This window comes from Streptomyces sp. ICC1 (assembly GCF_003287935.1).
Lineage (GTDB): Bacteria > Actinomycetota > Actinomycetes > Streptomycetales > Streptomycetaceae > Streptomyces > Streptomyces tritrimontium.
Map to the genome: position 1 here is coordinate 1,262,057 of NZ_CP030287.1, position 20,942 is coordinate 1,282,998.

15 protein-coding genes are annotated in these 20,942 nt (G+C 69.0%); 4 read left to right on the forward strand and 11 right to left on the reverse strand.

From position 1 onward, the window contains the following. The first annotated feature begins 14 nt into the window (after nt 1–14). Nucleotides 15–1,616: a glycosyltransferase family 2 protein gene (locus DRB96_RS05785; RefSeq protein ID WP_162688456.1), complete on the forward strand. Its 1,602-nt coding sequence runs from the start codon at nt 15–17 to the stop codon at nt 1,614–1,616. Between the two features lie 69 nt (nt 1,617–1,685). Here the strand turns inward: DRB96_RS05785 and DRB96_RS05790 are convergent, their stop codons facing one another. Next, nucleotides 1,686–2,723 carry a hypothetical protein gene (locus DRB96_RS05790; RefSeq protein ID WP_112447321.1) on the reverse strand — a complete coding sequence of 346 codons (1,038 nt, stop codon included), beginning with the start codon at nt 2,721–2,723 and terminating at the stop codon, nt 1,686–1,688. A gap of 239 nt (nt 2,724–2,962) precedes the next feature. Here DRB96_RS05790 and DRB96_RS05795 point away from each other — a divergent pair, with 239 nt between their 5' ends. Further along, nucleotides 2,963–4,030, forward strand: coding sequence for an LCP family protein (locus tag DRB96_RS05795; RefSeq protein WP_112447323.1), 1,068 nt, complete (start codon nt 2,963–2,965; stop codon nt 4,028–4,030). Between the two features lie 70 nt (nt 4,031–4,100). Here DRB96_RS05795 and DRB96_RS05800 read toward each other — a convergent pair whose 3' ends face one another. The 7 genes from DRB96_RS05800 to DRB96_RS05830 all read right to left on the reverse strand — a co-directional run bounded on the left by DRB96_RS05800 (nt 4,101) and on the right by DRB96_RS05830 (nt 13,132). Further along, nucleotides 4,101–4,628 carry a GNAT family N-acetyltransferase gene (locus tag DRB96_RS05800; protein WP_112447325.1) on the reverse strand — a complete coding sequence of 176 codons (528 nt, stop codon included), beginning with the start codon at nt 4,626–4,628 and terminating at the stop codon, nt 4,101–4,103. A 20-nt stretch (nt 4,629–4,648) separates the two neighbouring features. Continuing rightward, nucleotides 4,649–6,163, reverse strand: a complete 1,515-nt coding sequence (locus DRB96_RS05805) for an amino acid permease (RefSeq protein WP_239515997.1) — start codon at nt 6,161–6,163, stop codon at nt 4,649–4,651. Nucleotides 6,164–6,293: 130 nt separating this feature from the next. Further along, nucleotides 6,294–8,210 (reverse strand): 1-deoxy-D-xylulose-5-phosphate synthase, encoded by a 1,917-nt coding sequence (dxs, locus tag DRB96_RS05810; RefSeq protein ID WP_112447328.1) that lies wholly within the window; start codon nt 8,208–8,210, stop codon nt 6,294–6,296. Nucleotides 8,211–8,462: 252 nt separating this feature from the next. Beyond that, nucleotides 8,463–9,734: a sugar ABC transporter permease gene (locus tag DRB96_RS05815; protein WP_112447329.1), complete on the reverse strand. Its 1,272-nt coding sequence runs from the start codon at nt 9,732–9,734 to the stop codon at nt 8,463–8,465. Further along, complete coding sequence (locus DRB96_RS05820; RefSeq protein ID WP_112447331.1) at nt 9,731–10,519, reverse strand: ATP-binding cassette domain-containing protein; 789 nt, start codon at nt 10,517–10,519, stop codon at nt 9,731–9,733. The genes DRB96_RS05815 and DRB96_RS05820 overlap by 4 nt, the downstream gene beginning before the upstream one ends. Before the next feature lie 167 nt (nt 10,520–10,686). Beyond that, nucleotides 10,687–11,799, reverse strand: a complete 1,113-nt coding sequence (locus tag DRB96_RS05825; RefSeq protein ID WP_204357651.1) for a substrate-binding domain-containing protein — start codon at nt 11,797–11,799, stop codon at nt 10,687–10,689. A gap of 118 nt (nt 11,800–11,917) precedes the next feature. Continuing rightward, the gene (locus tag DRB96_RS05830; RefSeq protein ID WP_112447334.1) at nt 11,918–13,132 is read right to left on the reverse strand and encodes an ROK family transcriptional regulator; all 1,215 of its coding nucleotides are present in this window, start codon (nt 13,130–13,132) and stop codon (nt 11,918–11,920) included. A gap of 623 nt (nt 13,133–13,755) precedes the next feature. On the opposite strand from DRB96_RS05830, the gene mgtA reads away from it, so the two are divergent. Both mgtA and DRB96_RS05840 read left to right on the forward strand, forming a co-directional pair. Continuing rightward, nucleotides 13,756–16,476, forward strand: a complete 2,721-nt coding sequence (gene mgtA, locus DRB96_RS05835; RefSeq protein WP_112447336.1) for a magnesium-translocating P-type ATPase — start codon at nt 13,756–13,758, stop codon at nt 16,474–16,476. A gap of 76 nt (nt 16,477–16,552) precedes the next feature. Then, on the forward strand, nt 16,553–17,317 hold the full coding sequence (locus DRB96_RS05840) for an MgtC/SapB family protein (protein WP_239515998.1): 765 nt from the start codon (nt 16,553–16,555) through the stop codon (nt 17,315–17,317). Here DRB96_RS05840 and DRB96_RS05845 read toward each other — a convergent pair. Genes DRB96_RS05845 through ngcE form a run of 3 tightly spaced genes read right to left on the reverse strand, consistent with a single transcriptional unit; the run spans nt 17,310 to nt 20,692 of the window. Continuing rightward, nucleotides 17,310–18,239, reverse strand: a complete 930-nt coding sequence (locus tag DRB96_RS05845; RefSeq protein ID WP_112447338.1) for a carbohydrate ABC transporter permease — start codon at nt 18,237–18,239, stop codon at nt 17,310–17,312. The two genes, DRB96_RS05840 and DRB96_RS05845, sit on opposite strands and share 8 nt — an antisense overlap. Before the next feature lie 12 nt (nt 18,240–18,251). Continuing rightward, nucleotides 18,252–19,196, reverse strand: coding sequence for a sugar ABC transporter permease (locus tag DRB96_RS05850; RefSeq protein WP_112447340.1), 945 nt, complete (start codon nt 19,194–19,196; stop codon nt 18,252–18,254). Nucleotides 19,197–19,240: 44 nt separating this feature from the next. Then, nucleotides 19,241–20,692: an N-acetylglucosamine/diacetylchitobiose ABC transporter substrate-binding protein gene (ngcE, locus tag DRB96_RS05855; RefSeq protein ID WP_112447342.1), complete on the reverse strand. Its 1,452-nt coding sequence runs from the start codon at nt 20,690–20,692 to the stop codon at nt 19,241–19,243. Nucleotides 20,693–20,942 lie beyond the last annotated feature (250 nt).

The following is a 20,942-nucleotide window of genomic DNA, read 5'->3' on the forward strand; positions in this document are numbered from 1 at the left end:
AGGATCACGAGATCATGAACACAGACGTCGTGCGCGCCACCGGCGTCAAGGACGTGACGGTCGCGATCCGCGTCCGTGACCGGGCCGCCGCACTCGAAACCTGCCTGGCCTCGGTCCTCGGGCAGTCGATCGGCACGGACCGGCTGGAGATCATCGCCGTCGACGACGGATCCACGGACGAGAGCGGGAGCGTCCTGGCCCGCGCGGCGCACCAGTACCCGGTGTTCGTGCGAATGGGCCAGGTATCGCGCGGGCTGAGCCCGGCGGCGGCCCGGAACTGGGCGCTGAGCCAGGTCCGGGGACGGTACGTCATCTTCCTGGAGGCCACGGACCGGCTGGCTCCCGACGCTCTGGAGCGGATGGTGGCGGCGGCCGACGCGTACGAGGCCGACGTGGTACTCGGAAAGCTGGAGAGCTCGGGCCGGCACAAGGTCGCCACCTCGATGTTCCGCAAGAACCAGGCCTACGCCGACGTGCACTCCTCACGCGTCTACTGGTCGCTGACCCCGGACAAGCTGTTCCGCACCAGCCTGCTTCAGCGCCGCGGGCTGGTCTTCCCCACCGACATGCCGATAGGCGACGACCAGGTGTTCACCGCCTCCGCTTTCATCGGGGCGGACAACGTCTCGGTCGTCGGCGACGCGACCTGCGTGGTCAAGGGTCCCTCGGCGCCGGCCGAGGCGACCCTGCCGGACCGGGTCACCCTGGTATCGAGGATGCTCGCGCTGGTCGGCTCGCAGCTGGAGCAGGGACCGCGCCGGGACCGGCTCCACGCGCGGCACCTGGAAGTGGAGCTTGGCAAGGCGACCGCTTCCGCGCTGTTGTCGGACATGGATCCGACGGAGCGTGACCAGACGCTGTGGGCCGCCGCCGAGGTGCTGCGCACCCAGGTCTCACCCGGGGCGCTCGCACTTGTGACGCGCATGGTGGCGGTGCGTTTCGCGCTGCTCGAACAGGGCCGCTTCGCCGAGGCACGGGCCATGGCCGCCTTCGAAGCGGACAGGGACCGCCCGCCCGTCCGCAAGACGGTGGAGAACGGACGGGTGTTCACGACGCTGCCGTTCTTCCGCGACCCGCAAGTGGGTCTGCCGGACGAACTGTTCGACATCACCGGTGACATGACGGTCAGCCACCAGTTGCAGAAGGTCCGCTGGGACGGGCCGGTCATGCTGCTGGACGGCTTCGGCTTCTTCGAGCAGCTGTCGACGAAGGACCGCACCACCCGGGTGGTACTGCGCGAGCGTTCCGGCGCGCGGGAGGAAGTCTTCTCCGTGACGGGCCGCCGCGACGAAACCCTGGCCAACGCCAAGGGCAACTCCCGGGCGATGGGGCGCTTCTCGGCCCGGGTCGACCTGGCGCAGACCTCTGCGGGCCGACCTCTCGCGCCGGGCGTCTGGGACCTCTTCCTCGCGGTCGGCTTCGAGGGCGTGACGCAGGAGGTGCGGCTCGGCTCCCGCCGCTCCGCCGATGTCGATACGACGGCCCGGATGCCGGTACGGATCGCGCCCGCGCCCGGTGCCCCGGGGCTGGAGCTCGTTGCCGCTCCCCACTACACGCGGTCCGGCGGTCTCAGTGTCGAGGTCGCCCAGCGCACACCGCTGCCGGGCCGTTCCTGACCCCCTGCCCTCCTGCCCCCACCACCCCGGGGCGCCGCCGGACCCGGTCCGGTGGCCCGGCCGCGGGGCTCAGGCCGGGGTGTGCCAGGGGCCGAACGCCAGGCCCTCCTGGGTGGTGTCCTGGCGGGCGACGACCAGTGCGCCGTCCTCGTCGAAGGCGGCCACGACGATGCGGCCGGCCGGGTCGACGGCCACCTGGGGTGCCTCGGCGCCACGGCCTGCGAGGGAGGCCCACCAGGTGCCGTAGCTCTCGTTCTCGGTGACGTAGGCGGTGAGTTCGATGCCGCCGTCCGCAGCGGACTGCGCGATCACCGTGCAGTCGTAGCCGCCGATGACGGCCCGGACCACACCCGGGATGCCCCGGCCTCCGGCGCCGCCGAGGCCCATCAGGCCTCCCTGGACTCCGGGCTGGGCCGCCCGCCAGGCGACCAGGGAGCCGTCACCCGGGTAGCGCCAGAAGTACGTCACCCTGCGCGGGCCCGTCTCGCAGACGGCCGAGCTGCCCGGGACGACGGGCGAGGAGATTCGGTCGGCGAGCTGGAACCGGCCCTGGCCGATGCCCGCCCAGCGGTCGGCACCGGCCGGCCCCAGGGCGAGCAGCTCCAGCTGGCCGCCTGCGGGCATCAGCGGGATCACGTGCCCCTCGTACGGCTGCGGGGCCAGCTGTTTCCAGCCACCCCACACGCCCGCCTCGTTGCGGCTGCGGCGCAGGATGCCACCGTGCCGCAGGGAGACGATGACGTGCGTGGAACCGGAGCGCTGGTTGACGACGATGCGCGGCGGGCCGGCCAGGCTGTCGCCGGCGGGGCCACCGGATACGGCGGGAGTCCCGAGGCGGTGCCAGTCGGTGATGCCGCGGCCGGACTGGAACTGGGTGGCCACGGAGATCTCCGTGGCGCCCGAGCCGTCCGGCGCCTGCGTCACGGCCACGAAGTGCACGTACCCCTCACGGCTCTGCGCCATGGCCAAGGGGCCGGTCCAGCCGGGAACTTCGAAGGCCTCGGGGCCCGTCCAGCCGGCGAAGGGAGCGGGGGCCTCGGTCCAGCGCAGCAGGCCGCGCGGTCCGCAGGCGTAGGCCGTCAGGCGGCCGTCGACTCCCTTGAACAACCAGTTCCCGGAAGGGGGCGACGATCTCAGGGGGCCCGATCCACCGGTGCCGGAATCCGTGGTCCCGCGAGCGGGGTAAGCGGCTCGGCTACCACCCTTGCCTCGATTCAAACCGGTTTCCACCCTTTCGACGATTGCTGTCCGCCGTGCGAGCGGGGAGCGATTCACCCCAAGAAATTCAGCCAGTAGAAAGTATGTCTTATGATGCACCCCATCAATAACAGAAGGACGCTGCCCCCATGACCGACCAGTCCCCGGCCCCCTCCCCTTCGTCCCGGCGCCGGCCGAGGCGTGGCAGGCGCGTCCTGCGGATCGTGCTGTTGGCACTGACGGCCCTCGTCCTCGCGGCCGGCGGCACCGGCTGGTGGGCGTATAGCCACCTCAACGGCAACATCGACAGCGTCGACCTGGACCAAGCGATCGGTGTCGACAACCGCCCGGCGAAGGTTCCCGCCAGCGGGCAGAACGTCCTCGTCCTCGGCTCCGACTCGCGCGCCGGCGCCAACGGCGACCTCGACCACGGTGACGTCAGCGGCGCCCGCTCGGACACCGCGATGCTCATGCACATACCCGAGGGACGAACGAAGGCGACCGCGGTGAGCATCCCGCGCGACACCCTCGTCACCCGTCCCGAGTGCAAGGACCGCGAAGGCAAGACGGTCTCGACCGCCAACCGCGTCATGTTCAACTCCGTCTACTCCATCGCCGGCCCGGCCTGCACCGTCAAGGCCGTGGAGCAGATGTCGGGCATCCGCGTCGACCACCTGGTGGAGGTGGACTTCGCCGGCTTCAAGGGTCTGGTGGACGCGCTCGGCGGAGTGACCGTCACCCTCGACAAGCCCATCGACGGCGGGAAGGGCGGCCTGAAGCTCGACGCGGGCACGCACCGCCTCGACGGCACCGAGTCGCTCAAGTTCGTCCGTACCCGCTACGGCTACGGCGACGGCAGCGACCTGGGACGCATAGGCCTGCAGCAGCAGTTCATGATGGCGATGCTGTCCGAGATCAAGCAGCAGGACGCCCTCGGCAACCCGACCCGTCTCTACAAGCTCGCCGACGCCGGCACCAAGGCGCTCACCACCGACTCCGAACTCGGCTCCCTCAAGGGTCTGTCGGACTTCGCTCAGAGCATGAAGGGCGTGGATCCCGACACCCTGGAGACGATCATGCTGCCGGTCGCCTACGACAAGGTGGACCGCAACCGCGTCGTCGTCGCCGAGCCGCAGGCCGGCCAGTTGTGGGAGGCCCTGCGCACGGACCGGCCGGTCCCGGCCGCAGCCAAGAAGTCCCCGGCCACCGGCGGCTGACGGCAACTCGGCGACTCCGGCTCCCGGGGCCGGTCGCGGAGCCCCGGCGGCTCCGCGACCGGCCCCGCTGCTACGAGGCTCCGCCGTGTCCGCCGCCCCCGAGCACCGCGCGCCAGTCGCCGCTCATGTGCCAGGTCCCCGGCGGGTACTCGAACCGGACCTCGCCGCGGAGTTCGAAGCCCGCCGCCCGGCAGACCGCGGCGGAGGCGGGGTGGTCGACGCCCGGGAAGGCGTGCAGGTGCCGGCGGGTGCCGTGGGCCCCGGCGTGGACGACGAGCGCGCGGGCGGCCGCCGCCGCGAGGCCCCGGCCCTGGAATTCGGGGAGGACGGCCCAGCCGGCCTCGTAGACCTCCTCCTCGTTCCAGACCCGCTCCCAGAAGCCGATGCTGCCCACGCTCTCGCCGTCGGCGACGACCCGGAACATCCGCCCGGCCCCCGGCTCCCGGGCGCTCAGCGCGAGGTAGCGCCGGTGGCGGTCCCGGAGCTTGGCCTCGCTCTCGGGACCGCCGAGGTGTGCGGTCATGACCGGCTCGTTCTTGCGGAGCAGGAGCCAGAAGTCGTCTTCCGCCCAGGGTTCGAGGCGCACGGAGATGTCCATGCCGCCACCGTAGGAGACGCTCAGCGGCCCTCGCGCGCCGGGTTCGCGGTCATGCCCTCGCCCCGTCCCAGCCGGCTGTGCGACTTCCCGTAGAGGAAGTAGACGACGAAGCCGATGACCATCCAGATCCCGAAGCGCAGCCAGGTCTCGGCCGGCAGGTTGAGCATCAGCCAGACCGACGCGGCGATCGACACGATGGGAACGAACGGCACCCACGGGGTGCGGAAGGCCCGGTGCAGGTCGGGGCGGGTGCGGCGCAGGACGATCACGCCGAGCGCCACGACGACGAAGGCGAAGAGCGTGCCGATGTTCACCAGGGTCGCCAGTTCGTTGATGCTGGTGAATCCGGCGACGATCGCGATGATCACGCCGAGCAGGATCGTCGGCCGGTAGGGCGTGCGGAACTTCGGGTGGGTCCGCGAGAAGAAGCGCGGCAGCAGTCCGTCGCGGCTCATGGCGAAGAACACCCTGGTCTGGCCCAGCAGCAGGATCATGCAGACGGTGGTCAGGCCGACGGCCGCGCCGAAGCTGATGATGCCGCCGAAGACCGGGTGGCCGGCGGATTTGAAGGCGTCGGCCAGCGGGGCGCTGGTGGAGAGGTCCTTGTAGTTCTGCATGCCGGTCACCACGATCGAGACCGCCACGTAGAGCACGGTGCAGATGATCAGTGAGCCGAGGATGCCGCGCGGCATGTCCTTCTGCGGCAGCTTGGTCTCCTCGGCCGCGGTGGCCACCACGTCGAAGCCGATGAAGGCGAAGAAGACGACGGAGGCGGCGGTGAAGATGCCCATGATGCCGAAGTTGGTGGGCTCGTAGCCGAAGATCAGCTGGACGAGCGGGGCGTCGAACCCGGAGCCGCCCTCCTGGGGCTTGGCCGGCGGGATGAACGGGTCGTAGTTGGACTTCGTGATGAAGAACAGACCCGCGATGATCACGATGAGGACCACCGTGACCTTGATCGCGACGACGACCCCGGTGATCCGCGCGGAGAGCTTCACCCCGACGACGAGGATCGCGGTGAGGACCAGGACCAGGACGAAGGCGAGCACGTCGAAGGTGCCGCCCTGCACGTCGGGCCCCTGGAGCGAGGCCGGCAGGTGGATGCCCGCGTTGTCCATGAGCGAGCGCACGTAGCCCGACCAGCCGACCGCGACGACGGCGGTGCCGAGCGCGAACTCCAGGACCAGGTCCCAGCCGATGATCCAGGCCGGCAGCTCGCCGATCGAGGCGTAGGAGAAGGTGTACGCCGACCCGGCCACCGGCACCGTCGAGGCGAACTCGGCGTAGCACAGGGCGGCGAGCGCGCAGACGATTCCGGCGGCGACGAACGCGAGGGCGGTGGCGGGTCCGGCGGTCTCCTTGGCGACCTTGCCCGTGAGGACGAAGATGCCGGTGCCGATGATGACGCCGACGCCGAAGACGGTCAGGTCCCAGGCGGACAGGGATTTCTTGAGCGCGTGTTCCGGCTCTTCGGTGTCGAGGATGGACTGTTCGACGGATTTGGTACGGAAGGGGCTGTTCAGATTCGTACTCACCGACGCACCTCCCAGGAGAGCCCGCATCGAAACGAGACGGGCCGGAAGGCCCACCTTTCAAGGGTGAACCTTCCGGCCCGTGGCGTGCAACCGCAGATGATCAGCCGCCGTCGGCGCTGACCGGAAGCCGTCAGTCGACGACGGCGGCCTGCTCGCTCTCGTAGCGCCCGTCCAGCTTGGCCACCAGGCCGGTGACCTGCCGCGCGATGTCCGGAGCGGTCAGACCGATCTCGGCCATGACCTCCTTGCGCGTGGCGTGGTCCAGGAACCGCGACGGGATGCCGAAGTCGCGCAGCGGCACGTCAACTCCCGCGTCCCGCAGTGCCTGCGCGACGGCGGAGCCCACACCGCCGGCGCGGCTGTTGTCCTCGACGGTGACGACCACGCGGTGGCGGTCGGCGAGCGGGGCCAGGGCCTCGTCCACCGGCTTGACCCAGCGGGGGTCGACCACGGTCGTGGAGATGCCCTGCTTGTCGAGGAGGTCGGCGATCTCCAGGCACATCGGGGCGAGTGCGCCGACCGAGACGAGCAGTACGTCCGGACGGGTGACCTCCTCGGCCGGACGGCGCAGCACGTCCATCCCGCCGATCTTGCCGACGGCCGGGACGGCCGGGCCGACGACGCCCTTGGAGAAGCGCACCACGGTCGGCGCGTCCTTCACCAGGACGGCCTCGTTCAGCTGGGCCCGCAGCTGCTCCGCGTCGCGCGGGGCGGCCAGGCGCAGGCCGGGGACGACCTGGAGGATGGACATGTCCCACATGCCGTTGTGGGAGGCGCCGTCGGTGCCGGTGACGCCGGCGCGGTCCAGGACGAAGGTGACTCCGCACTTGTGCAGGGCCACGTCCATCAGGACCTGGTCGAAGGCGCGGTTGAGGAAGGTCGCGTACACCGCGAAGACCGGGTGGGCGCCGCCGGTCGCCAGGCCCGCCGCCGAGGTGGCGCCGTGCTGCTCGGCGATGCCGACGTCGAAGATCCGGTCCGGGTAGGCGTCCGCGAACTTCTTCAGGCCGACGGGCTGGAGCATGGCCGCGGTGATGGCGACGATGTCCTTGCGCTCCTTGCCGAGCTTGACCATCTCGTCGGCGAAGACGGAGGTCCAGCTGGCGGCGTCGGTGCTGACGGGCAGGCCGGTGTCCGGGTGGATGACGCCGACCGCGTGGAAGCGGTCCGCCTCGTCCTGGACGGCCGGCTCGTAGCCGCGGCCCTTCTGGGTGAGGCAGTGGACGATGACCGGTCCGCTGAAGCGCTTGGCGCGCTGCAGGGCCGATTCCAGGGCCTCGATGTCGTGGCCGTCGATCGGCCCGATGTACTTCAGGCCCAGGTCCTCGAACATGCCCTGCGGGGCGATGAAGTCCTTGAGGCCCTTCTTGGCTCCGTGCAGGGTCTCGTAGAGCGGCTTCCCGACGACCGGGGTCCGCTCCAGCAGGTCCTTGCCGCGGGCCAGGAAGCGCTCGTAGCCGTCCGTGGTGCGCAGGGTGGCCAGGTGGTTGGCGAGGCCGCCGATGGTCGGGCCGTAGGAGCGCTCGTTGTCGTTGACGACGATGACCAGGGGGCGGTCCTTGGCGGCGGCGATGTTGTTCAGCGCCTCCCAGGCCATTCCGCCGGTCAGGGCGCCGTCACCGATGACCGCGGCGACGTGGTGGTCCTCGCGGCCGAGCACCTCGTTGGCCTTGGCGATGCCGTCGGCCCAGCCCAGCACGGTGGAGGCGTGCGAGTTCTCGATCACGTCGTGGTCGGACTCGGCGCGCGAGGGGTAGCCCGAGAGGCCGCCCTTCGAGCGCAGGTTCCCGAAGTCCTGGCGGCCGGTGAGCAGCTTGTGGACGTAGGCCTGGTGGCCGGTGTCGAAGAGGACCTTGTCCTTGGGCGAGTCGAAGACCCGGTGCAGGGCGATCGTCAGCTCGACCACACCGAGGTTGGGGCCGAGGTGCCCGCCTGTCTTGGACACGGCGTCGACGAGGAAGGACCTGATCTCGGCGGCGAGCTGGTCGAGCTCCTCCTGGCTGAGCCGGTCCAGATCGCGCGGTCCCTTGATGCGGGTCAGCAGCACCCGTGCCTCCTTGCAGTTGCTTGCTGGTCTGTCGAGTCTAATGTTCCGCTCACGGCGGGCATCATCGGGCGGTACCGGTCGGGTCACACCTTTGTCATACCTGTACACAGCCGCGCGAAGTCACACCCACCGAACGGGCGTATACCCGTACAGGTGTACGTAAACGGCTACGCATAGGTGCCCGGCACCACACGTAGTGGCACCGGGCACTGTGACGGTTCTTACCGCCTGGTCACTCGCAGAACGCTCGGTTCAGGCCCGTCCGGCCGTCTTCTGCGTCTTGCGGGTGATCGAGTCGATCACCACGGTGGCGAGCAGTACCGCACCGGTGATCATGTACTGGATCGGCGTGGCGATTCCCTCCAGGGCCAGACCGTACTGGATGGAGGTGATGACCATGACGCCGAGGAGGGCGTTCCAGGTCCGGCCGCGGCCGCCGAAGAGGCTGGTGCCGCCGATGACGGCCGCCGCGATCACGTTCATCAGCAGGTCGCCGGCGCCGGCGCTCTGGTTGGCCGCCGCGATCTTGGAGGCCCAGAAGAGGCCGCCGATCGCCGCGAAGGTGCCGGCGACCGCGAAGACCGTGATCCGGACCCGGTTGACGTTGATGCCCGCGCGCCGGGAGGCCTCGACGCTGCCGCCGAGCGCGAAGATCTGGCGGCCGAAGGTGGTGCGCCGCAGCACGAAGTCCGTGCCGACCAGGGCCAGCAGGAAGAGCACCACCGCGAGCGGCAGGCCCTTGTACTGGTTGAACACGACGGCGGGACCGAAGGTGAACACCGCGAGGAGCCCGGTGCGCAGCACGATCTCGCCGACCGGCCGGGAGGGGACGCCCGCGGCCTCGCGGCGGCGCGCGTCGAAGAACGTGGCGGCGAAGTACCCCGCCACCGCGAGTCCGGCGAGCCCGTAGCCGACGACCACGTCCGAGAAGAAGTACGTCGTCAGGTGCCCGACCACGCCCTCGGAGTCGAGGTTGATCGTGCCGTTGCTGCCGAGGATCTGCAGCATGGCGCCGGACCAGAAGAGCAGGCCCGACAGGGTGACGGCGAAGGCCGGGGCGCCGATCTTGGCGAAGAAGAAGCCGTGGAGGGAGCCGATCAGGGCGCCTCCGGTGACCGCCGCGAGGATGGCCAGCCATTCGTTGACGCCGTTGGTGACCGAGAGGACCGCGACGATCGCGCCCGAGACGCCGCTGACCGAGCCGACCGAGAGGTCGATCTCGCCGAGCAGCAGGACGAAGATGATGCCGACCGCCATCATGCCGGTGGCCGTCATCGTGATCGCGATGTTGGTGAGGTTCTCGGGGCCGAGGAAGTTCGAGTTCAGGCCCTGGAAGATGCTCCAGATGATGATCAGGCCGAGGACGACGGGCACGGAGCCCAGGTCGCCGGCCTTGAGCTTGCGCCCGAACTCGTGCACGTACCCGGCGAAGCCCTGCTCGCGGACGAGCAGTCGCGGGTCCACGGCCGGGATGGCGTCGTGCGCGGCGGCCGGGTTGACGGGGTCTATGTGCTGGGTGCTCACTTGCGGGCCTCCCCGGTGCGGGCCGCCCGGCGGGTCACGGCGTTGTCCGTGGCCCCGGTGATGGCGGAGATGATCTCTTCCTGCGACGTGTCCTTCACGGAGAAGACTCCGTTGTTGCGGCCCAGCCGCAGGACGGCGACCTTGTCGGCCACGGCCTTCACATCGGCCATGTTGTGGCTGATGAGGATGACGGCGTGGCCGCGCTCGCGCAGCCGCTCGACCAGGTCGAGGACCTGTGCGGTCTGCTCGACGCCGAGGGCGGCGGTGGGCTCGTCGAGGATCACGAGCTGCGGCTCGCCCAGCATGGAGCGGGCGATCGCCACGGTCTGGCGCTGGCCGCCGGAGAGCGAGGCGATCGGGATGCGGACGCTGGGGATCCGGATGGACAGGGTGGTCAGGAGCTCGCGGGCGCGCCGCTCCATCTCCACCTCGTCGAGGATGCCGCGCCGCTTGAGCTCGCGGCCCAGGAAGAGGTTGCCGACGACATCGATGTTGTCGCACAGCGCGAGGTCCTGGTAGACCGTCGCAATGCCCAGGTTCTGGGCGTCGTGGGGCTTGGTGATCGAGACCGGGCGGCCCTCCCACTCGATGACGCCGTCATCGATGGGGTGCACGCCGGCGATCGTCTTGACCAGCGTGGACTTACCGGCGCCGTTGTCGCCGACGAGGGCGACCACCTCGCCGGAGTGGATCTCGAGTTCTACGTCGGTGAGGGCCTGAACGGCGCCGAACCGCTTCGAGACCCCTCGCAACGCCAGTACGGGCGCAGCGGACACATGAACCATCTCCTTGCCGCCTGACCGGCGGGGATGTCGTGCAAAAGAGCAGGACCACGGGGGAACTGGGGGGGGGAAGAATCGTTTCTGTCCGGCGCCCCGCCAGTGGCGGGATTGTGGAGGCGGGAACGCCGGACAGGAATGGGGGCCGGCTCGGCGGACCGAGCGGCGGGGCCTTACTTCAGGCCGAGGGTGGCGCAGGCGGCCGCGTACTTGTCGGTGCAGATCTCGTCGGCCGTGTAGACGTTGTCCCGGATGACGGTGTCCTTGACGTTCGCCTTGGTCAGCGAGACGACCGGGATCAGCAGGGACGGAACGCCCTTGGCGGTGGGGCTGTCGACCTTGCCGGTGGCGACGGTGGCGATCGAGTCGCCCTTGGCGAGGGCGACGGCCATCTTCGCGGCGGCCTCGGCCTCGGGGGCGTACGGCTTGTAGACGCTCATGAACTGCTCGCCCGCCACGATCCGCTGCACACCGGCGAGTTCGGCGTCCTGGCCCGTGACCGGGGGCAGGGTGGGCACGCCGGCCGCCTTGAGGGCCGTGATGATGCCACCGGCCATGCCGTCATTGGCGGAGTAGACGCCGATGACCTTCTCCTTGCCGAGCGCGGAAAGCGCGGCCGCCATGTTGGTGTTGGCGTTCTCCGGCTTCCACTCGACGGTGTCGTACTCCTTGCCGATGTTCACCTTGCCGTCGAGGACGGAGTGCGCGCCCTTCTTGAACAGCGCGGCGTTCGGGTCGGTGACGGACCCGTTCATCATGACGATCTGGCCGTCCTTGGCCTTGTCGCCCAGGGCCTCCAGCAGCGCCTTGCCCTGGACCTTGCCGACCTCTTCGTTGTCGAAGGAGGTGTAGGCGTCGATCGGGCCCTCCGCCAGGCGGTCGTAGGCGACGACCGGGATGCCGGCCTCCTTCGCCTTCTTGACCGAGCCCGCGATGGCCTTGGAGTCGACCGCGTCGATGATCAGGACGTTCACCTTGTTGGTGATCATCGTGTCGACCTGGGAGTTCTGCGTGGTCGCGTCCTGCTTGGCGTTGGCGTAGACCACGGTGCCCTTGCCGGCGGTGAGATCGGCGACGGCCTTCTCGATGAGCGGCTTGTCGAACTTCTCGTAGCGCGCGGTCTGGTTCTCCGGCAGGAGCAGGCCGACCTTGATCGCGTTGCCCTTGACGGTGGCGGTGGAGTCCTTCTTGTCGCCGGACTCCTTCGCACTGCCGCAAGCGGCGAGCGAAACGGCCATGGCGCTGGCGGCGACGGCTACGGCGGCTCTGCGCATACGCGTGTTCATTACTTGAACCTCCCTGACGAGGCCGCAACGCTGCGGCCGAGGTGGATGTGAGTCAACCCCGGCCGCAAGTTTGTCGTCAAGGAGTGAATCCTTAACGAGATGACAACGGTGCCATCCGTTATCTAACTGAAGACAAGAGGGCTGGAGCTCGCACCCCACTACTATTTTCCGCCAAAAGCGTCGAATCGCCCATCTCGCTGAGTACGAGGGCCAGTGCTCCCAGTACCTCCGCGCGCCCGCCCAGCGACCCGGTGAGGACCGACAACTGCCGGGCCGCGCTGGGGATCGCGTACCTCCCCACGGACTCGCGGATGGGCGCCAGCACCAGCTCGCCGGCATCGGCCAGCGAGCCGCCCAGGACCACCCGGCTCGGGTTCAGGAGGTTGCACAGGCTGGCCACTCCGCTGCCGATGTGGCGGCCCACGTCGGTGATGACCCGGCGGCAGCCGGGGTCGCCCTCCCGGGCCAGCTCCACGACCCGCTCCATCGTCAACTCCGGTCCGTGGCTGCTCTGCAGGAGCGGCAGCACGTACCGGGCGGCGGCGAAGGTCTCCAGGCAGCCGCGGTTGCCGCAGCGGCAGACGGGGCCCGATTCGTCCAGCGTGATGTGCCCGATCTCCCCGGCGGTGCCCCCCGGCCCCCGGTAGATCTGACCGTTGATGACCAGCCCGGCGCCGACGCCGCTGGCCACCTTGATGTAGGCGAGGTCTTTGACTCCCCTGCCGCTCCCCCACACCAGTTCCCCGAGCGCCCCGAGGTTCGCGTCGTTGTCCACGTACACGGGCACGCCCAGGCGCCGCGAGAGCTCCTGGCGCGGGTTGATCCCGGCCCAGCCCGGCAGGATCGCGGTGGATCCGAGGGTTCCGGACTCCACGTCGATGGGGCCCGGTACGCCGAGCCCGACACCGATGACCTTGTCGCGGCCGACCCCGATGCCCGCGATCAGCCGTCCGACCAGGGATTCCGCCCGGTCGAAGCCCTCCACCCAGGAGGCGTCCACATCCAGCGGCTCGGCCTCCTCGGCCAGCACCTGGTGGGCCAGGTTGCCGACGGCCACCCTCAGATGGGTGTGGCCGAAGTCGACGCCGATGACGATGCCCGCGTCACCGCTGAGCGAGACGCTGCGCGCCCGCCGGCCGCCGGCCGAGGTGTCCGTGACCTCGACGGTCCCGGCCTCCTTGAGCTCGCGCACGATGTTGGAGACCGTGGCCGCCGACAGCCCGGTGCTCCGGGCGATCTCCGCCTGGGTCAGCGAACCCGCGAGCCGCACCGCCCGTACGACGCGCTCCAGATTCGCGCGATGCAGTGAAGACTGCGATCCGGGAGTCTGCACGACTCATCCACTCCTGCCCATAAGCGACGGCCAGCCGTCGCCCCCCGGCCGGGGCCGTCGCGGCTGCGTGCTCCGAGACCCCGGCGTCTCTCCAACTTGTGAACCTTAAGTCGAGCCTTTACGCCTCAAGACGTCAAGAGGCCGACGCAGTACGAATCAGCCACTACCGGTCATAAGTATGAGAGAAACCTCCATCCGGATCGTGCTACGGTCGCCGAGGCGCCGATCTTCCCGGCCTTCCACAGGCTTTCGCGGCCGGATCGGGCGCCCTCTGTCATGACAGCGCTACGCAAGGAGGTGTTCGGGATGAGTCCCGATCGAAGTCCTTGCAGCGCTCTCTGCGGCTGACCTCTCCCGACCTCTTCTGAGCGTCCGCCCTCTCTTCGAGTGTGCACGGCCGCGGCCCGATGTCGCCCCCGTGCGTTTCTGCATTCATCTTCGTGACCCCTTCCGCATGCCCTGACGCTTCCGTCCGGCATGCGCCTCCGGGCTTCGTCCGGGGGACTCCCCATGCCCACCGGCGTACCCCGTGGCCGTACGTGCCACCCCGCGCCGACCCATGATCACTCCACGTGACCGCTCGGCTTCGCGCTGCCCGGACACCGTGGAGGGAGGTTTTCGTCATGACCATGCTCACCCCTCGCACCCCCGCGAAGCTCGCACCGCCGGGCAAGGCCCGCCGCGAGCGCAAGGCCGCCGAACTGGAGGCCCGTACCCGTGCGGCCGGCGAACGGCTCGCCCGCTCCAGCGCCGCCACCGGACCCCAGGTCCTGCAGGAACTGGCCGCGACCCGCAACGGCCTCACCCACACCGAGGCCGCCCTGCGCCTGGAGCGGCACGGCTCGAACACCGTCGCGCGGGAGCGCGCCCCGCGCTGGTGGTTCCAGCTGGCGAAGGCGTACTGGAACCCCTTCATCGGGGTCCTGGTCTTCCTGGCCGCCGTCATGTACTGGCAGGACCCGGCCGACCCGGGCGTCATCATCCTCTCGGTGATGGTCGGGATCAGCGGAGTGCTGCGCTTCTGGCAGGAGTACCGCTCGGGCCGGGCCGCCGACGCCCTGAAGAAGCTCGTCACCACCACCTGCGCGGTGCAGCGCAGGGCCGGCAGCGGCTCGGGCGCCACCACCTTCGAGATCCCGATGGACCGGGTGGTCCCCGGTGACGTGGTCAAACTGGCCGCCGGCGACCTGATCCCGGCCGACCTGCGGCTGATCACCTCCAAGGACCTGATGGTCAGCCAGGCCGCGCTGTCCGGCGAGTCCCTGCCCGTCGCCAAGGCCGACACCCGCGCGGACGACCTCGGCCAGTTCGAGACCACCGACCCCGTCGAGGCCGACAACATCTGCCTGATGGGCACCTCGGTGACCTCCGGGACCGCCACCGGGGTCGTCGTCGCCACGGGCTCCGACACCTACTTCGGCTCGATGGCCGGATCCCTGGTCGGCGAGCGTCCGGAGACCAATTTCGACACCGGTGTGCGCAAGGTCAGCTTCCTGCTGATCCGCTTCATGCTGGTGATGGTCCCCGTCGTCTTCATGATCAACGGCTTCACCAAGGGCGACTGGGAGGCCGCCTTCCTCCTCGGCATCGCCGTGGCGGTCGGCCTGACCCCCGAGATGCTGCCGATGGTGGTCTCCGCGAACCTGGCGCGCGGCGCCGTCGCCATGTCCCGGCGCAAGGTCGTCGTCAAGCGGCTCAACGCGATCCAGAACCTGGGCGCCATGGACGTGCTCTGCACGGACAAGACCGGCACCCTCACCGAGGACCGGATCGTCCTGGACCGCTACCTGGACGTGCACGGCAACGACGACAACGAGGTCCTGGAGTACGGCTACCTCAACTCGCACTTCCAGACCGGTCTGAAGAACCTGATGGACCAGGCGGTCATCAACCGCGTGGACGAGGCCGAGGAGGTTGTCGTCGATGCCCGGTTCTCGATGGTCGACGAGATCCCCTTCGACTTCGCCCGGCGCCGGATGTCCGTGGTCCTGAGCCGCAACAACATCGTCGGCGGCCCCGGCCGCTCCGAGCACGTCATGATCACCAAGGGTGCGGTCGAGGAAGTCCTCGCCCTGTGCACCCACATGACGGACCGCGGCCGGAAGGTCGAGCTCACCGAGCAGCTGCGCCGCCGCGCCACCCGCATCGCGGAAGACAACAACCGCCGGGGCCTGCGCGTCCTCGCCGTCGCCACCCGCACGATCGCCGCCCCGCGCGACACCTACACGGTCGCCGACGAGGACCAGCTCACCCTGGTCGGCTTCCTCGCCTTCCTCGACCCGCCGAAGGCCGACGCCGCCCGGGCCCTGCAGGGCCTCGCGGACAAGGGCATCGCCGTGAAGGTGGTGACCGGCGACAACGAGCTCGTCGCCGCCCGGGTCTGCGCCGATGTCGGCCTCACCGTCGGCCACGTGGTCGGCGGCACCGAGATCGACGCCCTCGACGACGTGGCGCTGCGCGAACTGGCCGCCCGTACGACGGTCTTCGCCAAGGTCAACCCGGTCCAGAAGGCCCGGATCGTCCGGGCGCTGCAGGCCGACGGCCACACGGTCGGCTTCCTCGGGGACGGCATCAACGACGCGGCCGCGCTGCGCGACGCGGACGTCGGCATCTCCGTGGACACCGCGGTCGACATCGCCAAGGAGTCCGCCGACATCATCCTGCTGGAGAAGGACCTGACCGTCCTGGAGCAGGGAGTGATCCAGGGCCGGACCACCTTCGGCAACACCATCAAGTACATCAAGATGACGGCCAGCTCGAACTTCGGCAACGTCTTCTCGGTCCTGGTGGCGAGCGCCTTCATCCCCTTCCAGCCGATGCTCGCGATCATGCTGCTGGTCCAGAACCTGGTCTACGACATCGCCCAGCTGGCCACGCCGTGGGACCGGATGGACGAGGAGTACCTGCGCAAGCCCCGCAACTGGGACGCCAAGGGCATCGGCCGCTTCATGCTCTGCATCGGCCCCATCAGCTCGATCTTCGACATCGCGATGTTCGTCATCATGTGGAACGTGTTCGCCGCCAACACCGAGGCGCACGCGGCGCTCTTCCAGTCCGGCTGGTTCATCGAGGGCCTGCTTTCGCAGACCCTGGTCGTCCACATGATCCGTACCCGCAAGATCCCCTTCATCCAGTCCCGCGCGTCCTGGCCGGTGATGGTGATGACCGTCCTCGCGGTGCTGACCGGGCTCTTCCTGCCCTTCTCGCCGCTGGCCGCCTCGCTGGGCTTCGTACCCCTGCCCGCGAGCTACTTCCCGTGGCTGATCGGCGTGCTGCTCGCGTACTGCACGCTCACGCAGCTGCTGAAGACCGTGTACATCCGCAAGTTCGGCACCTGGCTCTGACGCAGGCCGGCCCTGCCGGGAGCGGGCTCTGACGGGACCCGGCTGCGAGAGCCGTGAGAAGAAGGGAGGAGGGCCGATGATGCCCACCGAATGGGAGATGGCCGGACACCTGGCCGCGGCGCTCGGATTCGGGGCGGCGATCGGCCTGGAACGGCAGTGGCGGGCCCGGATGGCGGGCCTGCGGACCAACGCCCTGGTGGCGGGCGGAGCCGCGCTGTTCGTGCTGCTCTCGCAGTACGGGTTCATGAGCGAGGTCTCGGAGGTCCAGTACGACGGCTCGCGGGTCGCCGCCCAGATCGTCTCGGGGATCGGCTTCCTCGGCGCCGGCGTGATCATGCGCGACGGGCTGAGCGTCCGGGGCCTGAACACGGCCGCCACCCTGTGGTGTTCGGCGGCCGTGGGCTGCCTCGCCGGCACCGGGATGTTCCTCCTGGCGGCCTTCGGCACGGTGGGCGTGGTGGGGGCGAACCTCCTGCTGCGCCCGCTGGGCCGGCGCATGGACCGCGAGCCGGGCGGCGGGGCCGAGGTGGCGACCGACTTCCACTTCGAGGCCGTGTGCCTGGAGGCGGAGGAGGCCCACATCCGCCACCGGCTGGTCGACGCACTGGGCCGGCCGGGCTACCAGCTGCGCTCGATCAGCAGCCAGGACGGCCCGAGGGCCGGCCTGGTGACGGTGTCCGCACTGCTGACCGCCGAGGGCGAGGGGGGCCGGATGCTGGAGGAAGCCGTCAGCAACCTCTCGCTCGACCCGCCCCCAGCCTTCGGCCGGGGGGACCCCCGGTCTCGGCGGTCAGCTGGTCGGTCGTGCCCGATCCGTCGGCCTCGGCCTGACGCTACTTGAGCGTGGCGGAGGTCAGGCCGGCCTGGATCTGGCGCTGGAAGGACAGGTAGACCACCAGCATGGGGATCATCGCGATGGTCACACCGGCGAACAGCACCGGCAGGTCCGTCTCGTAGCCCATCTGGTACTGCAGCTGGATCAGGCCCTGGGTGAGCATGTAGCGCTCGGGGTCGGATCCGGTCTGCGGCTGCATCAGTACGGAGGGCAGGATGTACTGGTTCCACTGCCCCAGGACATTGAATATCCCGACGCTGATCAGGCCGGGCTTGGCCATCGGCATCATCACCTGGAAGAAGATCCGGGTGTGCGAGGCCCCGTCGATCACCGCCGCCTCGTGCACGGCCGTCGGCAGCGTCCTGAAGAACGAGTGCATGAAGAAGACGGTGAACGGCATCGAGTACGCCACGTACACCAGGATCAGGCCCTGGAAGGTGTTGAGCATGTCCAGCCGCTTCACCATGAAGAACAGCGGGACGAGCGCCAGGAAGACCGGGAACATGGCCCCGCTGACGAAGAAGTAGTAGATCGGCCGGTTGCCCCGGAAGGGGTAGCGGGCCAGGACGTACGCGGCCATCGAGCCGAGCAGCATCGTCAGCGGAACCGAGAACACCATCACGATCAGCGTGTTGGCGAAGTAGCTCCCGATGCCCTTGTCCCAGGCGCGGGGGAAGGCGTCGAAGTGCCAGTTGGCCGGCCAGCTCAGGGCCGATTCGCCGATCTGCACGTCGGTCTTGAACGATCCGAGCACCAGCCAGATCAGCGGCAGGATGATCAGTATCCCCCACACGGCGAGGAAGCCGTGGGAGAAGACGTTCAGGACCATTCCGTCGGAGCCGCTCTTGCTCTTCCCGCGGGGCTGCCCGGAGGCGGCGGAGCGCTTCTCGGCCGCCGCCTCGCCCGGTGCTTTGACAACTGTGGTCATCGTGGTCTCCCGCTAGAACTCGACGTGCTCGCGGCGAGTGGCCCGCAGCGTGATGGCGGAGAGGATCAGGGTGAGGACGAGCATGACGACCCCCATGGCACAGGCGTAGCCGGCCTTGCCGAAGTAGAGGAAGTTACGCATCAGCACCGTCGCCATGACCTCGCTGTGGTGGTCCGGTCCGCCGCCGAACTGGCCCGAGGTCATGGTCGACACGAGGACGAACATGTCCATCGCGGCGATGCCCAGATAGACCGCGGAGGTCTGCACAGAATCCCACAGCAGGGGCAGCGTGACCTTGAAGAAGGTCTGGGCGCGCCCCGCGCCGTCGAGGAGTGCGGCTTCGTAGATGTCCTTGGGGACCGACTGCATGGCGGCCGAGAACAGGACGAGGTAGAAGCCGACCCCGTGCCAGACGACCACGAGCAGCAGGCACCAGAGGACGAAGTTGGGCTGGTTGAGCCATTCGATGGGGTGGGCCGGGTCGACCAGGCCCAGTTTGGTGAGGAATCCATTCAGCAGCCCTCCCTCGTCACTGCGGTACACGGCTCCGAAGAGCACCGCGAGGATCGCGAGGGAGAGGACCTGCGGGAAGAAGTAGATCACCTTGTAGAGGGCGGAGCCCGCGACCCCCTTGACTCCGCCGGCCCCGCTGCGCCCGCCGGCGTTCAGCATGAAGGCGAAGAACAGGGAGATCAGGATGGTGACCGTCGGGACGAACACCAGGAGCAGCAGGTTGTGCAGCAGCGCGCCGCGGAAGACCTCGTCCTTCAGCAGGGCCGAGTAGTTGTCCAGACCGACGAAGTCGAAAGTCGGTGACTGACCCGTCCAGTTGGTGAAGGAATAGCCGAACGTCTGAATGTACGGCCAGATGACAAAGGTCAGGTACAGCGCAAGGGGCAGGATGAGGAAGCCGGCGATGAAGCCGCCCCGCCCTTTGCTGTTTGCTACGTGGCTCATGGTGTCCGTCCCTGGTGTTTCCGGGTGACCGGTGGACGCGGGTGTCAGCTGCGCTTGTTGTTCTTGGCGTTCGGGTCCTTCGTGGCCTTGTCTACCGCAGCCTGGGCCCGCTTGATCCATTCCTTGGGCTGGATGCGCTTGGCCATCAGCTCATTGGACGCGTTCTCCAGCTCCGTGCCCATCTCGCTGTACCAGTCCGCGTAGCGGTAGTTGAAGGTATTGTCCCCCGCCGCCTTGAGCGCGGTGACGGCGGACTGCGTACCCGCGCGGAGCTTGACCGTCGGGTCCACGCCGTCCTTGAGGACGGTGAGGGAGTTGGCCTGCTGGGCGAAGAGGGTCGACCACTCGCGCGACAGCATCGAGCGGAGGAACTCCAGGCCGCCGGCCTTGTTGGCGGCCTTCTCCGGGACGATGAAGGGCTCGCCGGCGCCGGCGCGGATGGCCTCGAAGGGCAGCTTGCTCCCGGGCAGCACCGGCATCGGCAGGAACTGCATGTCGAAGTCTTCCGGGGTCTGCTTGAGCTGCTCGTTCTCCAGCCAGGAGCCGGAGGTGATGAAGGCGGCCTTGCCCTGGTTCCACTGGGTCTGGGACTCGGTGTGCGTCAGGCCGTTGGTGCCCGGCATCAGCAGGTCCTTCTCGACGATCTCGTAGATCGCTTCGACGGCCTCCAGCGCGACCGGGTTGTCCGCGAAGGCGTTCGGCTCGAGGTTGTCGATCGCCTTCATGGCATCCAGGCCGCCCTTCTTGGCGATCAGGTCCATGATGGCGACGTTGATGTAGTACGGGTACTTGCCCTGGTGGGCCAAGCCGCCGATGCCGGCCGCCTTGGCCTTCTGACAGATGTCCATGAACTCGGGCCAGGTCTTCGGCGCGGTCCAGCCCTTCTCCTTGAAGAGCTTGCCCGAGTACCACAGGCCCCAGACGGTGTAGACGTACTGCAGCGCGACGAACTTGCCGCCGACCATGCCGCTTTCGATGGTCCCGGGCATCAGGGTGTCCCGGACCTTCTTGCTCGGGTCGTCGAGCGAGGGGGCGTCGAGCACCACGGTGAGGTCGGTGAGCTGGTCGCCCTTGACGAGCACGTCCAGCTTGATCTGCTGGGCGCCCGAGTCGTCGACGACGTCCGGCGGGTTGCCGCCGTTGAAGCGCGGCTGCAGCTTGGAGGTGATCTCCTGGGTGGAGAGGTGCGAGGACGTGGTGCCCCACTTCTTGTCGAACGCCGCTTCCCAGGCCTTGGCGTAGTCGTCGCCGTAGCCGCCCTTGAAGACCACGACGTCGAGCTTGCCGCCCTTGGCGACGCCGAACGGGTTCTCCTTGGTGACGGCCACCTTGGACTCGTTGCCCTTGGTCGTCTCGTCGGAGCCGGAAGCGCACGCGGACAGGAAGCTCATCGTCGGGACGGCGATCAGGCCGAGTGCCGCGGAGCGCTTGATCAGGTCCCGGCGGCCGAAGCCCTCACCGTTGCTGTTCTCGCCGTGGGCGGAGGTGGATCCCATGCTCAAGTCCTCGCCTTCGTCAGGAGTGTGAAGGAGGAAGGAAAGTGCGACTGCTGCCGCCCAGCGGACATCACCGCAGGTCCCCGCCATCCCCCCGTCCGGAGCCGCTCGTTTCGCGGTGACCCGGACGGGCACAGGTATAGTCCACTTCCGCTCCTGTGAGCAAGATCATGTGCCGGTATGGGCCCCGGCTTTTCCGAGTTGAGACCTCACCGTCACCTGACCTGGCCCGTCGGAGCCGCCCGCAGAA

Excerpts from the sequence above, each read along its gene's own strand:
- DRB96_RS05850 (WP_112447340.1), bottom strand. The coding sequence starts at position 19,196 with ATGAGCCACGTAGCAAACAGCAAAGGGCGGGGCGGCTTCATCGCCGGC.
- DRB96_RS05785 (WP_162688456.1), top strand. The coding sequence starts at position 15 with ATGAACACAGACGTCGTGCGCGCCACCGGCGTCAAGGACGTGACGGTC.
- DRB96_RS05845 (WP_112447338.1), bottom strand. The coding sequence starts at position 18,239 with ATGACCACAGTTGTCAAAGCACCGGGCGAGGCGGCGGCCGAGAAGCGC.
- DRB96_RS05800 (WP_112447325.1), bottom strand. The coding sequence starts at position 4,628 with ATGGACATCTCCGTGCGCCTCGAACCCTGGGCGGAAGACGACTTCTGG.
- DRB96_RS05820 (WP_112447331.1), bottom strand. The coding sequence starts at position 10,519 with ATGGTTCATGTGTCCGCTGCGCCCGTACTGGCGTTGCGAGGGGTCTCG.
- mgtA (WP_112447336.1), top strand. The coding sequence starts at position 13,756 with ATGACCATGCTCACCCCTCGCACCCCCGCGAAGCTCGCACCGCCGGGC.
- DRB96_RS05825 (WP_204357651.1), bottom strand. The coding sequence starts at position 11,799 with ATGAACACGCGTATGCGCAGAGCCGCCGTAGCCGTCGCCGCCAGCGCC.
- ngcE (WP_112447342.1), bottom strand. The coding sequence starts at position 20,692 with ATGGGATCCACCTCCGCCCACGGCGAGAACAGCAACGGTGAGGGCTTC.
- DRB96_RS05795 (WP_112447323.1), top strand. The coding sequence starts at position 2,963 with ATGACCGACCAGTCCCCGGCCCCCTCCCCTTCGTCCCGGCGCCGGCCG.
- DRB96_RS05840 (WP_239515998.1), top strand. The coding sequence starts at position 16,553 with ATGATGCCCACCGAATGGGAGATGGCCGGACACCTGGCCGCGGCGCTC.